The following is a 15,658-nucleotide window of genomic DNA, read 5'->3' on the forward strand; positions in this document are numbered from 1 at the left end:
GCGAGGTTCAGTGGATTGTCAATTGTGCTGCTGTCACTTTTCTGGGTACATGCACCTAATAGCAGAAGCGCGCTCAGGCTGGCAAGTATTAATTTTTTCATAATGTCCTCAATTATCATCGTTAATATTAATTTGAATAGGGTGTTTATTAATTTGCAAATACTTCGTCAGGTGATTTTGCTTCAATAGCCAAGGCATGGATGTCAGTTACCATCATGTCGCCTAAAATGCGGTAAATCAACTGATGTCGTTGCAGTACGGGCATACCTTTGAAATGCGGGCTAATGATGTTTAGGCGAAAATGCCCGCGGCCATCCGCTGCACCGGCGTGACCGGCGTGTAAATGACTTTCATTCACCAGATCAATGCTCGCATCGGGTAATTCTTGTTTTAAGGCTTGCTTAATAAGGGATTCGCGGTCTGTGACTGATGAATTCTCTGATAGTTCCAAGATATCAGTATCACTGGCTGAAACAATTTCCTGTTGGGAGTCAGCATCAAGTATCTCGCCTTTACGCATTAGCCAGATGCCTTGCAAAATAGAAAATACAATAGTGATACCGAGCAAGCCAAAGACTTTGAATTTGACCCAAAATGCCATGGAAAAATTGTAAGCCACATAAAGATTCAGAATACCAACGACGACAAAAAATATCACCCACATCAAGCTTAAGCTAAACCAGTCTTTATCAGCGAGTTTAACAGCGTTCCCGAACAAGGATTTTACCAAAGGTTGCTGTGCAAATTTATGCGTGGCCAAAAATGCCGCTGCAAATGCCCAATTGGCGATGGTCGGCTTCCATTGAATGAATTTTTCGTTCTGGAAAAAAAGCGTCAAGGCGCCCAGAACCAGAATAAACCCCAGAGTACCTTTGTGCATGGCACTGAGTTTGCCATCGATACGCCACAGGTAGAACATTCCGATGCTGTAACTCAGCATCAGAGCAGCTGTAGCCCAGTAAATTCCCTTGATGAAAAACACCACCAGAAACAAAGCCAACGGTGCGTATTCTGCGAAGTGTCGCATGCAAATTCTCGGATGAAATCAAGCTGCGTATGATACGGTAAATTGCACCGGATTTGAGCGAAAATTCAAGCTTTACAGCAATGCTATAATCCTCGCATGAGTCAGTTTTTACACATTCATCCGGATAATCCACAACCGCGTCTGATCCGAACCGCGGTTGAGATCATGCACGCCGGTGGGGTGATCGCGTATCCAACCGATTCCTCTTATGCTCTGGGCTGTCATATTGGGGATAAAAATGCCATGCAACGCATTGCCCGTATACGGCAATTCGACAAGTCACATCATTTCACTCTGGTGTGTCGGGACCTTTCAGAAATCTCCAGTTATGCCAAGGTCGATAACGCCTCTTATCGACTCCTCAAGGCGCACACACCCGGCGCTTATACCTTTATTCTCAAGGCCACGCGCGAAGTGCCCAAGCGCTTGCAAAACCCGAAACGTAAAACCATCGGTTTACGTGTGCCTGATAACGAGATTGCCCAGGCTTTGCTGGAAGAATTGGGTGAGCCAATCATGAGCACAACCTTGAGTCTCCCGGGCGATGATTACCCCTTAAGTGATCCTTATGACATTGAAGAACGGCTTAAAAATCAACTCGATGCCATCATCGATGGCGGTAATTGTGGGCTGGATCCAACCTCGATCATTGACCTGGTGGAAGGTGTACCCAAAGTATTGCGAGCTGGTAAAGGCGACATCTCGGATTTTGTGTAATAGACCGGGATAAATGTTCAAATAAACGGCAATATAGTTCGCATCTGCGCTAATTCAGAGCAATAATAATCGCATAACTCCGTATAATTTCACACCAATAACCACCGCCATATAATCTTCCTATTTTCAATTTTTTTTTAAACCATGAGCCTGATTAAAAATAACAGAGTTGTTTCGGGAATGCGTCCGACCGGTGCCTTGCATTTGGGAAATTATCATGGTGCTTTAAAGAACTGGATCGATCTTCAGCACGAATACGATTGTTTCTATTTTGTGGCTGACTGGCACGCATTAACCACGCATTACGATGACCCGGCAGAAGTAGAACGCAACACTTGGGAAATGGTCACCGACTGGTTGGCCGCCGGACTGAATCCAAAGTCCTCGACCATTTTTGTCCAGTCTCAGGTTTTGCAACATGCGGAATTACATTTGCTCTTGAGCATGATCACCCCCTTGGGCTGGGTAGAACGGGTTCCAACCTACAAAGACCAAATTGAAAAACTCAAGGAGCGTGATCTGGCGACCTACGGGTTTTTAGGGTATCCGGTTTTACAAAGTGCCGATATTTTATTGTATCGACCTGCGCATGTTCCGGTTGGCGAAGACCAGGTAGCGCATGTCGAGATCACGCGTGAACTGGCACGCCGTTTTAATCATTTATACGGACGTGAACCTGGCTTTGAAGAAAAAATTGACAAGGCTCTCAAGTCTTTGGGTAAGTCACACGCAAAAAAATACAAAGCGATACGCAGGGCTTATCAAGAAAAAGGTTCACTGGAATCGCTGGAAGAAGGTCGAAAATTAATACAGGCCTCGGGAAATTTAACTATTGCCGATCGCGAACGCTTGCTCGGCAATCTGGAGGGGAGTGGCCGCATCATTTTGGTTGAACCGCAGGCCTTGCTAACCCCGGTGCCAAAAATGCCCGGTCTGGATGGACAGAAAATGTCTAAATCCTACGGAAATACCATTGCTTTACGCGAAGACCCGGACGAGGTGAGCAAAAAGATCAAGGTCATGCCAACTGACCCGGCGCGTGTACGCCGGACAGATCCCGGCAATCCGGAAAAATGTCCGGTTTGGGATTTTCATAAAATTTATTCAGACGAATCTACCCAAAACTGGGTACGTGAAGGTTGCACAACTGCCGGTATTGGGTGCATTGATTGCAAAATGAAGGTCATCGAACCAATTCAGGCCGAACTCGAACCAATCCGCAGTCGTGGCCAGGAACTTGAACGTCATCCCGATCAGGTACGTGCTGTGATCCGGGATGGTAATGAAGCTGCGCGGGAAGCAGCTAATGAAACCATGACCGATGTGCGAAAAGCAGTTGGTTTACAATATTCAGAACTCTAATGCCAATTCATATCAGGATAAATTTTGAACTCTAACGAAGTCAATAAGCCCGAAGCGCAAGAACTACCAACCGCGCAAAACGGAATGCATTTTACCCAGCCGCAACAAGGCGAGATGCCATTTGCTTTTGTGGCGGGTGAGCCTTTGTCCGAGATGCCCAAGGATCTGTATATTCCACCCGATGCCCTGGAAATATTCCTGGAAGCGTTTGAGGGTCCGCTGGATCTGTTGCTGTATTTGATCAAGCGTCAAAATCTCGACATTTTAAATATTCCGATAGCCGAGATCACACGACAATACATGTCCTACATTGATCTGATGGAAACCTTGCAGCTGGAATTGGCCGCAGAGTATCTGGTCATGGCCGCGATGTTGGCCGAGATCAAATCGCGCATGCTGTTACCGCGTCCGGTAGAAGACGATGCCGACGAGAATGACCCGCGTGCGGAATTGATTCGCCGCTTGCAAGAATACGAACGCTTTAAAACCGCCGCCGAGGACCTCGGTCAATTGCCACGAATGGAACGGGACACCTTCCAGGTAAAAGCTGAAGTGGTTGAGCGGCATATTGTTAAACAAGAACCAACGGTTGAATTAAAAGAACTCTTGATGGCATTTGCAGCGGTGATCAAGCGCTCGGAAATGTTTGAGCATCATCACATTAATTTCGAAAAGCTTTCAGTCCGTCAGCGCATGGGTGAACTGTTAATGCGACTGGATGATATCGATTTTGTTGAATTTACCGATCTGTTCGACGCGAAAGAAGGACGCATGGGTGCAGTAGTAACCTTATTAGCTATTTTAGAACTCACCAAAGAAGCCTTGCTGGACATTGTGCAAGCCGAACCCTACGCCAAAATTCATGTAAAACGCGCGCCCATGCAATCTGATCAAAACGCTGAATTGCCCGAAACCTCATATGCCGATGAAACCGATAATGAATCTTTATAAACTATTCCTGATGTCCAATTATTATGAATATTGATACCGTAAAAAATATTGTTGAAGCTTCAATCCTTGCCGCCTCCAAACCAATGAGTGTGAATCAATTGATCGCATTATTTGGTGACGGGGAAAAACCTGAACGCAGTGATGTTCGCAAGGCCTTGTCCTTATTGCAAGACGATTACGCAGGTCGTGGCGCTGAACTGGTCGAAGTGGCGAGCGGATTTCGCATGCAGGTAAATACCCAATACACCGAATGGGTGTCACGGCTGTGGCAAGAAAGACCACCACGTTATTCACGTGCGCTGTTAGAGACCATGGCCATAATTGCTTACCGCCAGCCGGCTACGCGAGGCGACGTTGAGCAAATTCGGGGTGTGGCTGTCAGCACAAACATTATTCGAACGCTGGAAGAGCGCGGCTGGATCAGAGTGTTAGGTCATCGTGATGTGCCTGGGCGTCCGGCCATGTATGGCACAAGCAAAGAATTCCTGGATTATTTTGGTCTTAAGAAACTCGACGAATTGCCCACACTGGCCGAGATCCGTGACCTGGATAGCATGAATGTGGAAATGGATCTGGGTCTGGATCCAGGGCAGCCAGTTGTTGCTACCTCCGATGACAGCGAAGATGATATGGATCGTAAAGCCTTATTGTCAGAAGACGAATAACAAATTACCGAGTCTATATAGCATGTCTGATCAAGACGCCGTAAGGTTACAAAAACTCATTGCCAATGCCGGTAAAGCCTCGCGTCGGGAAGCCGAGCGCTGGATTGAAGCAGGGCGTGTCAGCTTGAATGGCAAGATTGCCAAGCTCGGGGATAAGGCCACTCTTAATGACCGGGTGGCAATTGATGGCGAACTGTTAAAAACCCGAAAAAAAACCGCAACTTCTCATCGCACGCTGGTGTTACACAAACCGGTTGGGGTTCTATGCACCCGCCACGATCCTGAAGGTCGTTCAAATGTGTTTGAATTATTACCGCGCTTGGGTAGCGGGCGCTGGATACAAGTCGGGCGACTGGACATCAATACCAGCGGTCTCATCCTGTTCACCACCGATGGTGAACTGGCACACCGCCTAATGCATCCTTCGTATGAAATTGAACGCGAATACGCCGTGCGAGTATTAGGTGAGCCTGATGCCGAGAGTATCAATCAGCTTTTGCAAGGTGTTGAATTGGAGGACGGAATGGGTCGGTTCTTAAAAATTGAAAAACAACACAGCGCCAATAAAAAAAGCGATGCGGCCAATCACTGGTTTCATGTCATTTTAAAAGAAGGACGCAAACGTGAAGTGCGACGTTTGTGGGAAGCGGTTGGGCATAAAGTAAATCGCTTAATGCGCATTCGTTACGCCAATATTCGCTTGCACCGCGAAGTGAAACCGGGCGAATATTTTGAGCTCGAGGGTCAATCCCTGAATGAACTTAAGAGCAAAGTAAAACTTTAAACCGAGTTAAGCAGAGTACGCTAAGCACTAAAATTCTACTCACTGCTGAAAATTAATTTTAATCTCGGTGGTAGCCAGACGCACCCGATTTTCCTCATCGGTAAAAGGTTCAAAAGTCCATTTTTCAATTGCGTTACTCGCGGCTCTTCCGAAAGCTACGGCTGATGATGGTTCTGTTACCTTTACCGAGATATTTGACGTGCTACCATCTTTTTTAACCGTAAAAGCCACAGTTGCTGAACCAGTAGTGCCACGCTTTTCATAGCGGCGCGGATAAACCGGAGGAGGCCGGGTAACTGGGGTGAGTTGGCTTAATGTAACAGACACCGGAGTCGCTAAAAGGATGCGCAATGCCTCGCGCTCTTCTGCTATGCGTTGGGCTTCCGCGGCTGCATCAGCAGCCTCTTGTTGTATTCTTTCCGCTTCCAGTCTTTCTGCTTCGGCTTGTTGATCAGCTTGTTCCTGTTCTTGAGCTTCAGCTTCGGCTTCAGCTGTAGACGCCGCTAGTGCAGAATTATATGCGTCTTCTGCAGCAATTAATTGCGTGCGCGCCGTGTTTACGATTTGAGTATTGGCGCCTAGAGCGTCCGCTGCATCAATATATCTTCGCGCAGCTGTAAAGTTTTCGTCATTAGTGGATTGACGGGATTGAACCAGTAATCGATCTGCAAGATCGGACTTTAGTTGCTCAATATCGGGATTAGTGGCATCCAGATTTTCCAGTCTGTTGATATAAAATCGAGCATTATTCTGACTGGGTGTCAGTAAACGATTATTTGTGATGGCGTCCTGAATATTCGCGAGTGTTTCATTAAGTTCAGACTCTCTATCAAGGTTTTCTTGTTGTGCGTCAATATTGGCTTTTAGATTGCCTATTTCATCGCTGCTGGAATCAAATAAAGCAGAATATGTTGCAAGGCTATTGGCAGCATCAGAAACTCTTTGCTGATTGAGAGCTGTCCGAATGGATTCAATTGCCTGGTTTTGCTTATCAATAATTACTGCGCCGATGCGCGTAGCAAGTCCCGGGTCAAGCTTTGCAATTTCTCTGGCTTGTTCCAGACTATTCAGCGCTTCAATGCTGCTACCATTAGAAAAGTGTAGATCATAATCCCCCAGCGCTAACACGCTTAGGTCATCCAACGCTTTTTCAGCAACCGGATTTCCCGGGTTGTCATTTAAAATTGCCAAATAACTTTGTAAGGCATTATTGGGCGCCGGGGGGAAATAATTTCCGGCGTTTTTAGCCCCTTCTGCAAACAACAATAATTGATTCAGTTTGCGTTGCGCCTTAGCTTCTTGTTGTTGTAATTCTGCTTCAGCCCTTGCCGCTTCCTGTTTTGCCGTATTGTGTTTTGAAATAAACACCCAGGACACCAATGCAACTGCGAACACAGCAAGACTTGCTAATATGTGAACTGGCTTGATTACCGAGGGCTTGGCTTTTTTAATTGCTGTTGTAGTACTTGCTGGTCGGACAATTAAATGTTGCTCAACACTGTGCTTGAAAGCTGCGGCCAGAGCGAGTTTGGTTTGTCCGGTCGCCAAGGGTGAAAATAAAACCCGGAATGCTTCACGGTTAATGTTTGTAGCGAGGAGTTCGTCACTTTGTTCGCGCGGACAAATTACTATCGGAACCAGGTCTGTTTTTTCGTCGCGTAGTAAATCCAGGGCTTCAGGGTCTGAAGTGGCAATGTCAAAATCGAGTAGCGCTACTTTTGCATCAGATCGTTTGAGTGTGTCAATTCCACTATGAATGTCATTGGCGTACACCAATTCATAAGCCTCACCAGCAATAGTACGAATGGATTCTTCCAGTTCTGCACTTGCAATAATTGCTAATAACAGTGGTTTGCTGTTACTCATAGAGCCCAATCCCCAAAAATTTGTCAGTTTGTTACGGCTGTCCCTTTGCCGATATCTATATAGACCTTGTAATTATCTGTGTATGATACTTAGTCACAAAATTGATTACAATAGCAAATTAAGAAAATAAATTAAATTTTTCAATAAGTTACCCAGGGTATATAAGGTAAATTCAAAAATGCTTATCTGAGACATCTATTTTTTAATTTTCGTGCAAATGCAGAATTGATTTTATTGCTAATACTTTAGTGATTACTTTGACAATAAAGTTGTTTCAGTAGACCTTTAAGCTGGGAGCTAAACATCAAAATATTCTGCATTCAGTTAAGATTAAGCCGTTTAACGTATGCTGGTTCACGACGAAATACGGTTGCTGCACTGCACACATGAACATTTTCAATTAATGTGTCAACCAAATCGCAATCGGCTCGTTAATACAGGTAACCCTTCTTTTACACGGTCAGGAAGATTTGTTATGAATTCACTTCGCTTGCTGTTGGTCCGTTCGTTTTTGTGCCTATTTACCCTGAGCCTGGTCGCTTGTGGCGGGGGCGGGAGTAGTGCGCCACCGGTTATCTCGCAACCCCCAATTACATCGCCACCACCTCCAAGTGTCAGTATTTCAGATCAAGCGGCGTCGAAATTCTTGTTTCAAACCAGTTTTGGTCCCACTCAAGAAGACATCGATGCCTTGAGTGATATGGGTTATGAGGCCTGGATTGATCAGCAAATGGCCTTGCCAATGACCGATCATTTCAGTTATGTCCAGGCGCTGCCCGAGATTCGTTGGCGCGAACATACCGCCGCGTGGTTTGATAGGGCGGTGAACTCCGACGATCAGTTGCGTCAACGTGTGGCTTTTGTGTTGAGTGAGATTCTGGTGGTGTCATTACACGGGGTGGATTTCCCGGATCCGGAAATGGCCTCCATCTCCCTGGCCAATTACTACGACATTTTACTCAAACATTCTTTTGGAAATTTTCGAGATCTACTCGAAGAGGTCACCCTTAACCCGGTCATGGGTGAATACCTGAGTATGAAAGGCAACCAGAAAGCCATCCCTGAAGAAAATATATTACCGGACGAAAATTTTGCACGCGAAATGATGCAGCTATTCACAATTGGTTTGCATGAACTGAACCCGGACGCCACACCCAAGCTGGACAGTGTCGGGCAACCTATTCCGACCTACGATCAAGAGACCATTGAAGAAATGGCCCGGGTATTTACCGGATGGCATTTTGCAAATATTTATGAGATCGTTACCGGCCAGGATGATCGTCCCGATTTCATGAACCCGATGATCGTCATTGAAGAGCGTCATGATCGAGGGCAAAAAACGGTTTTGGGTGGCGCGATCATTCCAGCTGAACAAAATGCGGATGAAGACATGACAGACATGCTGGATATAGTTTTCAACCATCCCAACGTAGCGCCATTTATTTCTAAACAACTCATTCAAAAACTGGTTACCAGTAATCCTTCTGATGCCTTCGTGCAACGGGTTGCCACGGTGTTTGAAAATAATGGCAACGGAGTGCGGGGTGACCTGAAAAGTGTGATCAAGGCACTGTTATTGGACGATGAAGCCATAACGGCAACAACCTCAGCTGACAAGATATATGGCAAATTAAAAGAACCCTTGATTCGCATGGCAGGATTGTGGCGTACGTTTAATGCATATTCGGCTAATGGTGAATACAGACTCACTTACTTTAACGAGTTTCTCGGCCAATCCCCTCTGGAAGCGCATCATGTGTTTAATTTCTTTAGTCCCTTCTACTCACCACAAGGCAGCTTTGTGGATAACGGCTGGGTGGCGCCCGAATTTGAGATTCATACCGAAGCCAATCAGGCCAAAATGACCAATTTCATGCAATATTTGGTGCTGAGTCAAAACCATCTTAAAGCCAACCCTGAAGCAAATGAAATACTCATCGATCTGTCAACGGAAATTACACTGGCGGAAAACGTTGACACCTTACTGGATCATTACAACCTGATGTTATTTGGCGGTGACATGAGTAATGAATTGCGTACGATTACCAAAGACTTTATTAACACATTTCCAATCGATCGTCCGGATCAGCGTGCCATTGAAGCGTTGGGATTGTTGGTGGTTGCGCCAGAATTCATGGTTCAGGACTAGGGGCGGATTATGACAAGTATGAAACGTAGAGAATTTCTGAAATTGGGCGCGGCCTCATTGATCGGTTCCGGTCTGGTGAATTTCCCCCGACTGAGCTTTGCTCAAAACGCGCTGCCCGATTACAAGGCTTTGGTCTGTGTGTTTTTGCACGGCGGGAATGACGCTTTTAATCTGATCGTGCCAACCGATTCCGACGGTTACGCCGAATATTCCAATGCACGTCAAAACCTGTCGGTGGAACAGTCTGCATTGTTGCCCATTTCACCGCTGACCAATGACGGACATACGTATGGTCTGCATTCGGCTGCCAGTTCATTGCACGAACTGTTCAATAACGGAAAAATGGCCGTGATGGCGAATACGGGAAATCTGATACAACCGATCACCCGCGACGAGTACCGCAATAAAAGTGTGCCGGTCCCCACTGAACTGTTCTCGCATAACAACCAACAGGATCAATGGAAAACCATTAACCTGACTTCCGGGCAAAATTCCGGCTGGGGTGGGCGCGTGGCAAGTATTTACGCTTCACAACAAACCGAACCATTGCTTACAGGATTGTCGGTTAACTCAAGAAGCTTGTGGTTACGTAATTCGGGTTTCCTGGATCTTTCCGTTTCAGCCGATGGTTTTGATGAGTATTGGTTTGTGAAAGAAGGCGAAGGTTACGAAAACAAACGACGTACTGCTTATTTGGATAATCTCTATCGGGAATATGCCAATCAGTTTGAACAGGAAATTGCTGTCACCAATCAACGCACCCTGGAATTGGTGGAATCAGTCGGTAGCGTGTTACAAAATACGCCACCGCTGAATACGGTATTTCCTGAAGATAACGGCTATGGGCTGTCGTCACAATTACGCATGGTGGCTAATATGATCGCCGCGCGCGATACTTTGGGCATGTCACGACAGGTGTTTTTCGTAGAAATGGGCGGCTTTGATACACACGACGATCACAACCAGGATCAGCCCAATCTGTTTGGCACGTTAGCGGATTCTCTCAAAGCATTTTATTACGCGCTGACCGAAGTTGGTGCTGCCAGTGACGTGACGACCTTTACCGCTTCAGAATTTGGACGCACCCTTACCAGTAATGGCGATGGCACCGATCACGGCTGGGGAAATCATCAACTGGTTATCGGGGATGCAGTTCGGGGTGGTGATATATACGGAACCATGCCAAGTCTTGAGATCGGCGGAGTGGATGATTCAGGCAAGCGCGGGCGTATTATTCCAACCACATCAGTCGAGCAGTATGTGCACAGTATGCTGAATTGGTATGGCCTGGATAATAACCAAATACAAACCGTGTTACCGAATCATGGCGCTTTTGACATGCATAAGATCAATTTGATGATCTGATTTACTGGTCAGATTTTATTAAGAGCCCATCCCGGTATCATGCGCTTCGAGATTTAATTCCTGGCCGTAATATTTTGCCTGACCCTTACCGGCTTTTTTCGCGCGATACATTGCTTCATCCGCTTGCATCAAGGCTTTCTCGGCGGTGATCAGGTCCATGCCGAGAATACGAATACCAATACTGGCGCTTATTTTAAGTGTTTGACTATTGAACACGAAAGGTTCCTGGATCAAGGTCAGTAATTTAATAGCAATTTTGTCTAGGTCGCGCATGGTGGTCACCAGGTTAGTATTCAAGCGTTCATATACTACGACAAACTCGTCACCGCCCAGCCTGCCGGCCATGTCATCGGCACGTATCTGGCTTTTAAGGCGACGGCCAATTTCCGCAAGTAAGGCATCTCCAGCGCTGTGGCCATAATTATCATTAACGGCTTTAAAGCCATCCAGGTCAAAAATTATCAGGGCGCCATAATGTTTGTGACGGAAACTGCCCGCTATGCATTTCTCAAGATGCGATGTGATCAACACACGGTTGCCGATCTTGGTCACCGGATCGATCAAGGCGGTTTGGGTTATTTCATGCAGGGCTGCATTGTGCGCATTCACAAATGGCTTTACAACAATAAAATATATAAACGGCGTGGCCAAGGCTGTGAGTATCAGGGTATCGATCAATGCTACTTCAAATACACCTAATTCATACGGGATAACGGCGAGTAGTTGCATTACCAAAAATTCGGCGATCGCGATGATCAGTGCGATCCTGAAAATGACTTTACCTAAGGATAGAATTTTCATTTGTAACCCTTGTGTTCTAATTATTGTAATGGGCTATATGAGTCAATATCCTTATTTAACATATACTATCAATATTCTATGCTTATTATCAATGAATTACCAATGAATCATATCGGCAAGTATTGAATGTATATTAAAAATTATAATATACGATTTGATTTATTGGCTGGTCTTCAGCCCGCTTGAAATCAATTCAGACTAGTCAGTTGCCGCGATTGTCTGTTTTACCGCTATTGAATGTATAAGCCATTCATGGTCTTGTTTAAGCAAGAGCAGGTCAATTTTCAGGAAGGTTCCGTCTTTTCGAGCAAGGATTGGGTATAGATTGCCACTGAGCCGGCCGATGGCATAATCTCCGATGTATCTTTCAATTTTGGAAATTTCGAACAAGTCGCCGTTCAACAGGTATTGTTCAAAGTCTGTAACCGGTACATTTACTTTGAACTCTGGGCTGGTCATGGCATAGGCCTTATTGAAGTCTTCCACAATTAATGCGTTCAGAAAGGCCATGGCTTTATCGCGCATGCCCTGTGAAGCTTTATTCAGAACATAGTAAAAGGCATAAATGAGACCGACAATGCAAACAATGATAATAAATAGGGTTTTTAACATATTAAAAAATTTTCGGGAAAATTCTTGCCGTGCGTTTTTGATAATCCTGATAATCGATGCCTAGATGTTTTGCCAAGCCTTTTTCTTCAAAGTGTATGCCAACCAGAATATAAACGCTCATCCCAATGGCAAAAACCAGATGTCCGGTTGTCATGATCGGGATGGCCCAGAATGCGAGGATCAATCCCAGCATCATCGGGTGTCGGATCCATTTATAGAACAGTCTTTCAGTGAACTCAACCGAAGTGTAGGATTTTTTTACGTAGTGTAACCAGGTCTGACGTAAGCCAAACAGGTCAAAGTGATCGGTCAGGAAAGTTGCTATAAACACCAGCCCCCAACCGGTAAAGAAAATCACCCAGATCCAACTTGCGTTTTCAAGCGACCATAATGTGCCATGCATTGGTTGCCAAAAATGTATCAGTATCGCTAATGTGATCGACGATACTAAAACATAGGTACTACGCTCGATGTGGTGTGGAATTAATGCGGATATGGCTTGTTTGAATTTTTCACGCGCCATGAGGGTGTGTTGCACACCCCAAAGTATCAGCAAACCGATGTTCACCAGTAAGGCGGATGTTGTCGACATTTTCACTTCAGAGGATAAGGTTTTCGGAACATAGAATTCGCCAACAAAGGCGATGAAATAAACGAAGACCAGTAGAAAAGCCAGATAACTGACTATGCCATAAAGCAAGACCAGAAAACGCATGACGACCTCCATGAGGCAAAAATTAGATTACAAGTCAAAATGACTGTAACAGCTATTGCAGTCTAAAAATACTTTTGGGCAGCAATTATGGGCACTAGTGAGATGCCAAGGTGAATTCATTCAGGAAATCGGATATGCTCAAGCGAATGCCAGTCGGAGCATTGTCGCCCATAAAGTGTTGCGCTTCCAGAGCCGAAAGTCATTCAGAGCAGAATCAAAAAAGGTAAAACTTTCACTGCGCATTAAACATGTGTCCATTCTCGTTACTTTCATCCGAGAGTAAATACACATAAGGGTCAACAATATCCTCCGGTTTGGCGATCTTGGTTTTATCCTCTGCCGGATACGCCGATAAACGCATTGAAGTGTGCGTTGCTCCGGGATTGATACTGTTAAAGCGAATATTGTCTGAATTCTCAAACTCATCCGCGAGGACTTGCATCATGCCTTCGGTGGCAAATTTTGAAACCGAATACGCGCCCCAGTATGCTCGACCTTGTCTGCCCACGCTGCTGCTGGTGAATAAAACGGATGCTCGATCAGACTTCAATAAAACCGGGAGCAGGGCTTTGGTCATCACGAACTGTGCGGTCACATTCACATGCATCACTTTTTGCCATTGCGCTGCGTCGTATTGTGCGATTGGCGTCAAGCTTCCAAGGATACTCGCATTATGTAGCAAGCCATCCAGACGCCCGTATTCCTGATGAATAATTTCCGCCAGCTGCTCGTGGTGTTTTTCATCCGCGCCCAATAGATCCATGGGATAAATAGACGGGATTTGTTTTCCCAGTGCAACAATTTCGTCGTACACTTTCTCCAGTTTTTTGATGGTTCTGCCAAGCAAGACAACAGTCGCGCCTTGACGTGCACATTCAAGTGCCACTGCACGTCCGATTCCGGCACCAGCTCCAGTGACCAGAATAACCTTGTCGATCAATGCGTTTTGTCTTTTATTGATAATGTGCAGGGATGTAATATTGGTATTCATTATGTATTTCAATTTGTGCTTTAAAAAGCGTTATTCGTCATCCAGATTTTTCAGCGACTTCGGAATGCGTACGTTTTCTTCCAGGCTTTCCAGCTTGGCCAGATCCTGGCTGGCACTGATTCCCATTTCCTTGAATTTGCGAGCCCCTGGCAGCACTGATCGTTCCAAGGAGCCCAATGCATCGTTGTACGCTTTGCTGCTGCGTTGCAAGTTGGTGCCAATTTTGGCGATGTGATTGGTGAACGTGCTTAAGCGTTTATACAGGTCTTCAGCAATTTTGCGAATGTTCTCTGCATTGTTGGCCAATTCCACTTGGCGCCAGCCATAGGCCACGGTTTTTAAAAGCGCGATCAAACTGTTTGGGGTCGCCAGGATCACATTCTGTTGTAAGGCTTGATCAAATAATTCAGGATCCTTGTCCAGTGCAGCTGAAAGGAATTGCTCACCCGGGATAAACATCACCACAAATTCCGGAGTGTTATCCATGGCGTCCCAGTATTGCTTGGAGGCGAGTTGTTTGATGTGGGTTTTAATATGCTGCACATGGCGTGACATATTGGTTTCGATATCTTCATTGCTCGAACTTTCCAAAGCATCCAGATAAGCTTGCAATGGGGTTTTCGCGTCAACCACGATCTTTCGCTGGTCGGGTAAAGACACGATCATGTCCGGACGCAAGCGCGAGTCCATGTCCGAACTCACTTGTTCAGTGAAATCGCAGTGATGCACCATTCCGGCCACTTCCACGACGCGTTTCAGGGTTTGCTCGCCCCAGCGTCCGCGCACCTGGGGTTTGCGCAAGGCGTTTACCAGGTTTCGGGTTTCCGATTGCAACACAGATTGGGTATCACGTAACTGGCTTAATTCCTGTTTAAGTTCGCCAAAACTTTGGTGGCGGGTTTTTTCGATACTGCCGATCTGGGTTTCGGTTTTTTTCAAAGCGTCACTGATCGGCTCCAGCAGGTTTTTGATCGAGAGTTGCCGTTTTTCCAGGTCGGAAGAAGCCTGTTGTTGTTGATTACTGAGTTTTTGTGTGGCCAGTTGCAAAAACTGGTCATTGTTTTTAGCCAGTGATTGGTCCGCCAGTTCATGAAAGGCATTTTCCAGGCGCTCGCGCGCCAACTCCAGTGCTGAATCTCTTTCTTCGTCCAGTTCTTCTTGATGTTTTAATCGGGTTTCCGCGATCAAGCGCTGCTCTTTTTCGGTATTGATCAAGCGTTGCGCCAATAAAGAACGGATCAATAATCCGAACAGGAATCCGATCAGTGCGCCACTTAATACAGCGATTAATAATTCAGGGTTGAGGGTTAACTGGTTCAAGGCAGGTAGGTTTTATTTGTTCGATCTGTTAAATCAGGGTTTCACTATATCGGATAATTCCGGCAAGGCGTCAATAAAACAGTCTGCCCCCCAACTGCGATGGTCATCGTCATCTTTAATGTAACCGTAAGTGGCGGCAACACTGTGCATTCGCGCATGTTGTGCAGCTTGTATATCGCGTCTGGAATCACCGATGTAGGCGCAATGCCAGGGTGCTACTCCAATTTCGGCTGCCCCGAGTAACAGACCGCAGGCATGCGGCTTGCGTAATGGCATACTGTCGGCTGCAATCAAGCAGCGTGATTGTTCAAGGCCGGGAATTTTCTCCAATAA

General features: G+C 45.9%; 15 protein-coding genes. 7 read left to right on the plus strand and 8 right to left on the minus strand.

The features are described 5' to 3' along the window. Window positions 1-148 precede the first annotated feature (148 nt). Window positions 149-1,027, minus strand: coding sequence for a BolA/IbaG family iron-sulfur metabolism protein (locus tag HKN88_06150; protein ID NNC97638.1), 879 nt, complete (start codon window positions 1,025-1,027; stop codon window positions 149-151). A 96-nt stretch (window positions 1,028-1,123) separates the two neighbouring features. On the opposite strand from HKN88_06150, the gene HKN88_06155 reads away from it, so the two are divergent. The 5 genes from HKN88_06155 (at window position 1,124) to HKN88_06175 (ending at window position 5,506) form a co-directional block, all read left to right on the plus strand. Further along, window positions 1,124-1,744, plus strand: a complete 621-nt coding sequence (locus tag HKN88_06155; protein NNC97639.1) for a threonylcarbamoyl-AMP synthase — start codon at window positions 1,124-1,126, stop codon at window positions 1,742-1,744. Window positions 1,745-1,888: 144 nt separating this feature from the next. Next, entirely contained in the window at window positions 1,889-3,106 is a 1,218-nt protein-coding gene (locus HKN88_06160; protein ID NNC97640.1) for a tryptophan--tRNA ligase, read from the plus strand. Window positions 3,107-3,190: 84 nt separating this feature from the next. After that, window positions 3,191-4,057, plus strand: a complete 867-nt coding sequence (locus HKN88_06165; GenBank protein NNC97641.1) for a segregation/condensation protein A — start codon at window positions 3,191-3,193, stop codon at window positions 4,055-4,057. Window positions 4,058-4,080: 23 nt separating this feature from the next. Further along, the gene (scpB, locus tag HKN88_06170) at window positions 4,081-4,722 is read left to right on the plus strand and encodes an SMC-Scp complex subunit ScpB (protein ID NNC97642.1); all 642 of its coding nucleotides are present in this window, start codon (window positions 4,081-4,083) and stop codon (window positions 4,720-4,722) included. Between the two features lie 22 nt (window positions 4,723-4,744). Further along, window positions 4,745-5,506 carry an rRNA pseudouridine synthase gene (locus HKN88_06175; GenBank protein NNC97643.1) on the plus strand — a complete coding sequence of 254 codons (762 nt, stop codon included), beginning with the start codon at window positions 4,745-4,747 and terminating at the stop codon, window positions 5,504-5,506. A gap of 39 nt (window positions 5,507-5,545) precedes the next feature. Here HKN88_06175 and HKN88_06180 read toward each other — a convergent pair whose 3' ends face one another. Beyond that, complete coding sequence (locus tag HKN88_06180) at window positions 5,546-7,372, minus strand: energy transducer TonB (protein NNC97644.1); 1,827 nt, start codon at window positions 7,370-7,372, stop codon at window positions 5,546-5,548. 475 nt (window positions 7,373-7,847) lie between these two features. Between HKN88_06180 and HKN88_06185 the strand changes: the two genes are divergently transcribed. After that, on the plus strand, window positions 7,848-9,521 hold the full coding sequence (locus HKN88_06185; GenBank protein ID NNC97645.1) for a DUF1800 domain-containing protein: 1,674 nt from the start codon (window positions 7,848-7,850) through the stop codon (window positions 9,519-9,521). Between the two features lie 9 nt (window positions 9,522-9,530). Further along, window positions 9,531-10,886: a DUF1501 domain-containing protein gene (locus tag HKN88_06190; protein ID NNC97646.1), complete on the plus strand. Its 1,356-nt coding sequence runs from the start codon at window positions 9,531-9,533 to the stop codon at window positions 10,884-10,886. An 18-nt stretch (window positions 10,887-10,904) separates the two neighbouring features. Here HKN88_06190 and HKN88_06195 read toward each other — a convergent pair whose 3' ends face one another. The 6 genes from HKN88_06195 to HKN88_06220 form a co-directional block, all read right to left on the minus strand. Then, window positions 10,905-11,687 (minus strand): GGDEF domain-containing protein, encoded by a 783-nt coding sequence (locus HKN88_06195; GenBank protein ID NNC97647.1) that lies wholly within the window; start codon window positions 11,685-11,687, stop codon window positions 10,905-10,907. A gap of 198 nt (window positions 11,688-11,885) precedes the next feature. Further along, complete coding sequence (locus HKN88_06200) at window positions 11,886-12,299, minus strand: hypothetical protein (GenBank protein NNC97648.1); 414 nt, start codon at window positions 12,297-12,299, stop codon at window positions 11,886-11,888. A gap of 1 nt (window position 12,300) precedes the next feature. Beyond that, window positions 12,301-13,014 carry a hypothetical protein gene (locus tag HKN88_06205; GenBank protein ID NNC97649.1) on the minus strand — a complete coding sequence of 238 codons (714 nt, stop codon included), beginning with the start codon at window positions 13,012-13,014 and terminating at the stop codon, window positions 12,301-12,303. 232 nt (window positions 13,015-13,246) lie between these two features. Beyond that, window positions 13,247-14,005 (minus strand): YciK family oxidoreductase, encoded by a 759-nt coding sequence (locus tag HKN88_06210; GenBank protein NNC97650.1) that lies wholly within the window; start codon window positions 14,003-14,005, stop codon window positions 13,247-13,249. A 30-nt stretch (window positions 14,006-14,035) separates the two neighbouring features. Then, complete coding sequence (gene rmuC / locus HKN88_06215) at window positions 14,036-15,325, minus strand: DNA recombination protein RmuC (GenBank protein ID NNC97651.1); 1,290 nt, start codon at window positions 15,323-15,325, stop codon at window positions 14,036-14,038. Between the two features lie 33 nt (window positions 15,326-15,358). Beyond that, the coding region (locus HKN88_06220; GenBank protein ID NNC97652.1) for an HAD hydrolase-like protein at window positions 15,359-15,658 on the minus strand (300 nt) is incomplete at its 5' end.

It is taken from the genome of Gammaproteobacteria bacterium (assembly GCA_013001575.1).
In the GTDB taxonomy this organism is placed as follows: domain Bacteria; phylum Pseudomonadota; class Gammaproteobacteria; order Steroidobacterales; family JABDMI01; genus JABDMI01.

What these genes read in the sequence shown, in the direction of transcription:
- HKN88_06195 (NNC97647.1), bottom strand. Translation starts at nt 11,687, where the DNA reads ATGAAAATTCTATCCTTAGGTAAAGTCATTTTCAGGATCGCACTGATC.
- HKN88_06180 (NNC97644.1), bottom strand. Translation starts at nt 7,372, where the DNA reads ATGAGTAACAGCAAACCACTGTTATTAGCAATTATTGCAAGTGCAGAA.
- HKN88_06155 (NNC97639.1), top strand. Translation starts at nt 1,124, where the DNA reads ATGAGTCAGTTTTTACACATTCATCCGGATAATCCACAACCGCGTCTG.
- HKN88_06190 (NNC97646.1), top strand. Translation starts at nt 9,531, where the DNA reads ATGACAAGTATGAAACGTAGAGAATTTCTGAAATTGGGCGCGGCCTCA.
- HKN88_06200 (NNC97648.1), bottom strand. Translation starts at nt 12,299, where the DNA reads ATGTTAAAAACCCTATTTATTATCATTGTTTGCATTGTCGGTCTCATT.
- HKN88_06160 (NNC97640.1), top strand. Translation starts at nt 1,889, where the DNA reads ATGAGCCTGATTAAAAATAACAGAGTTGTTTCGGGAATGCGTCCGACC.
- HKN88_06210 (NNC97650.1), bottom strand. Translation starts at nt 14,005, where the DNA reads ATGAATACCAATATTACATCCCTGCACATTATCAATAAAAGACAAAAC.
- HKN88_06205 (NNC97649.1), bottom strand. Translation starts at nt 13,014, where the DNA reads ATGCGTTTTCTGGTCTTGCTTTATGGCATAGTCAGTTATCTGGCTTTT.
- HKN88_06185 (NNC97645.1), top strand. Translation starts at nt 7,848, where the DNA reads ATGAATTCACTTCGCTTGCTGTTGGTCCGTTCGTTTTTGTGCCTATTT.
- HKN88_06165 (NNC97641.1), top strand. Translation starts at nt 3,191, where the DNA reads ATGCATTTTACCCAGCCGCAACAAGGCGAGATGCCATTTGCTTTTGTG.
- HKN88_06175 (NNC97643.1), top strand. Translation starts at nt 4,745, where the DNA reads ATGTCTGATCAAGACGCCGTAAGGTTACAAAAACTCATTGCCAATGCC.
- scpB (NNC97642.1), top strand. Translation starts at nt 4,081, where the DNA reads ATGAATATTGATACCGTAAAAAATATTGTTGAAGCTTCAATCCTTGCC.
- HKN88_06150 (NNC97638.1), bottom strand. Translation starts at nt 1,027, where the DNA reads ATGCGACACTTCGCAGAATACGCACCGTTGGCTTTGTTTCTGGTGGTG.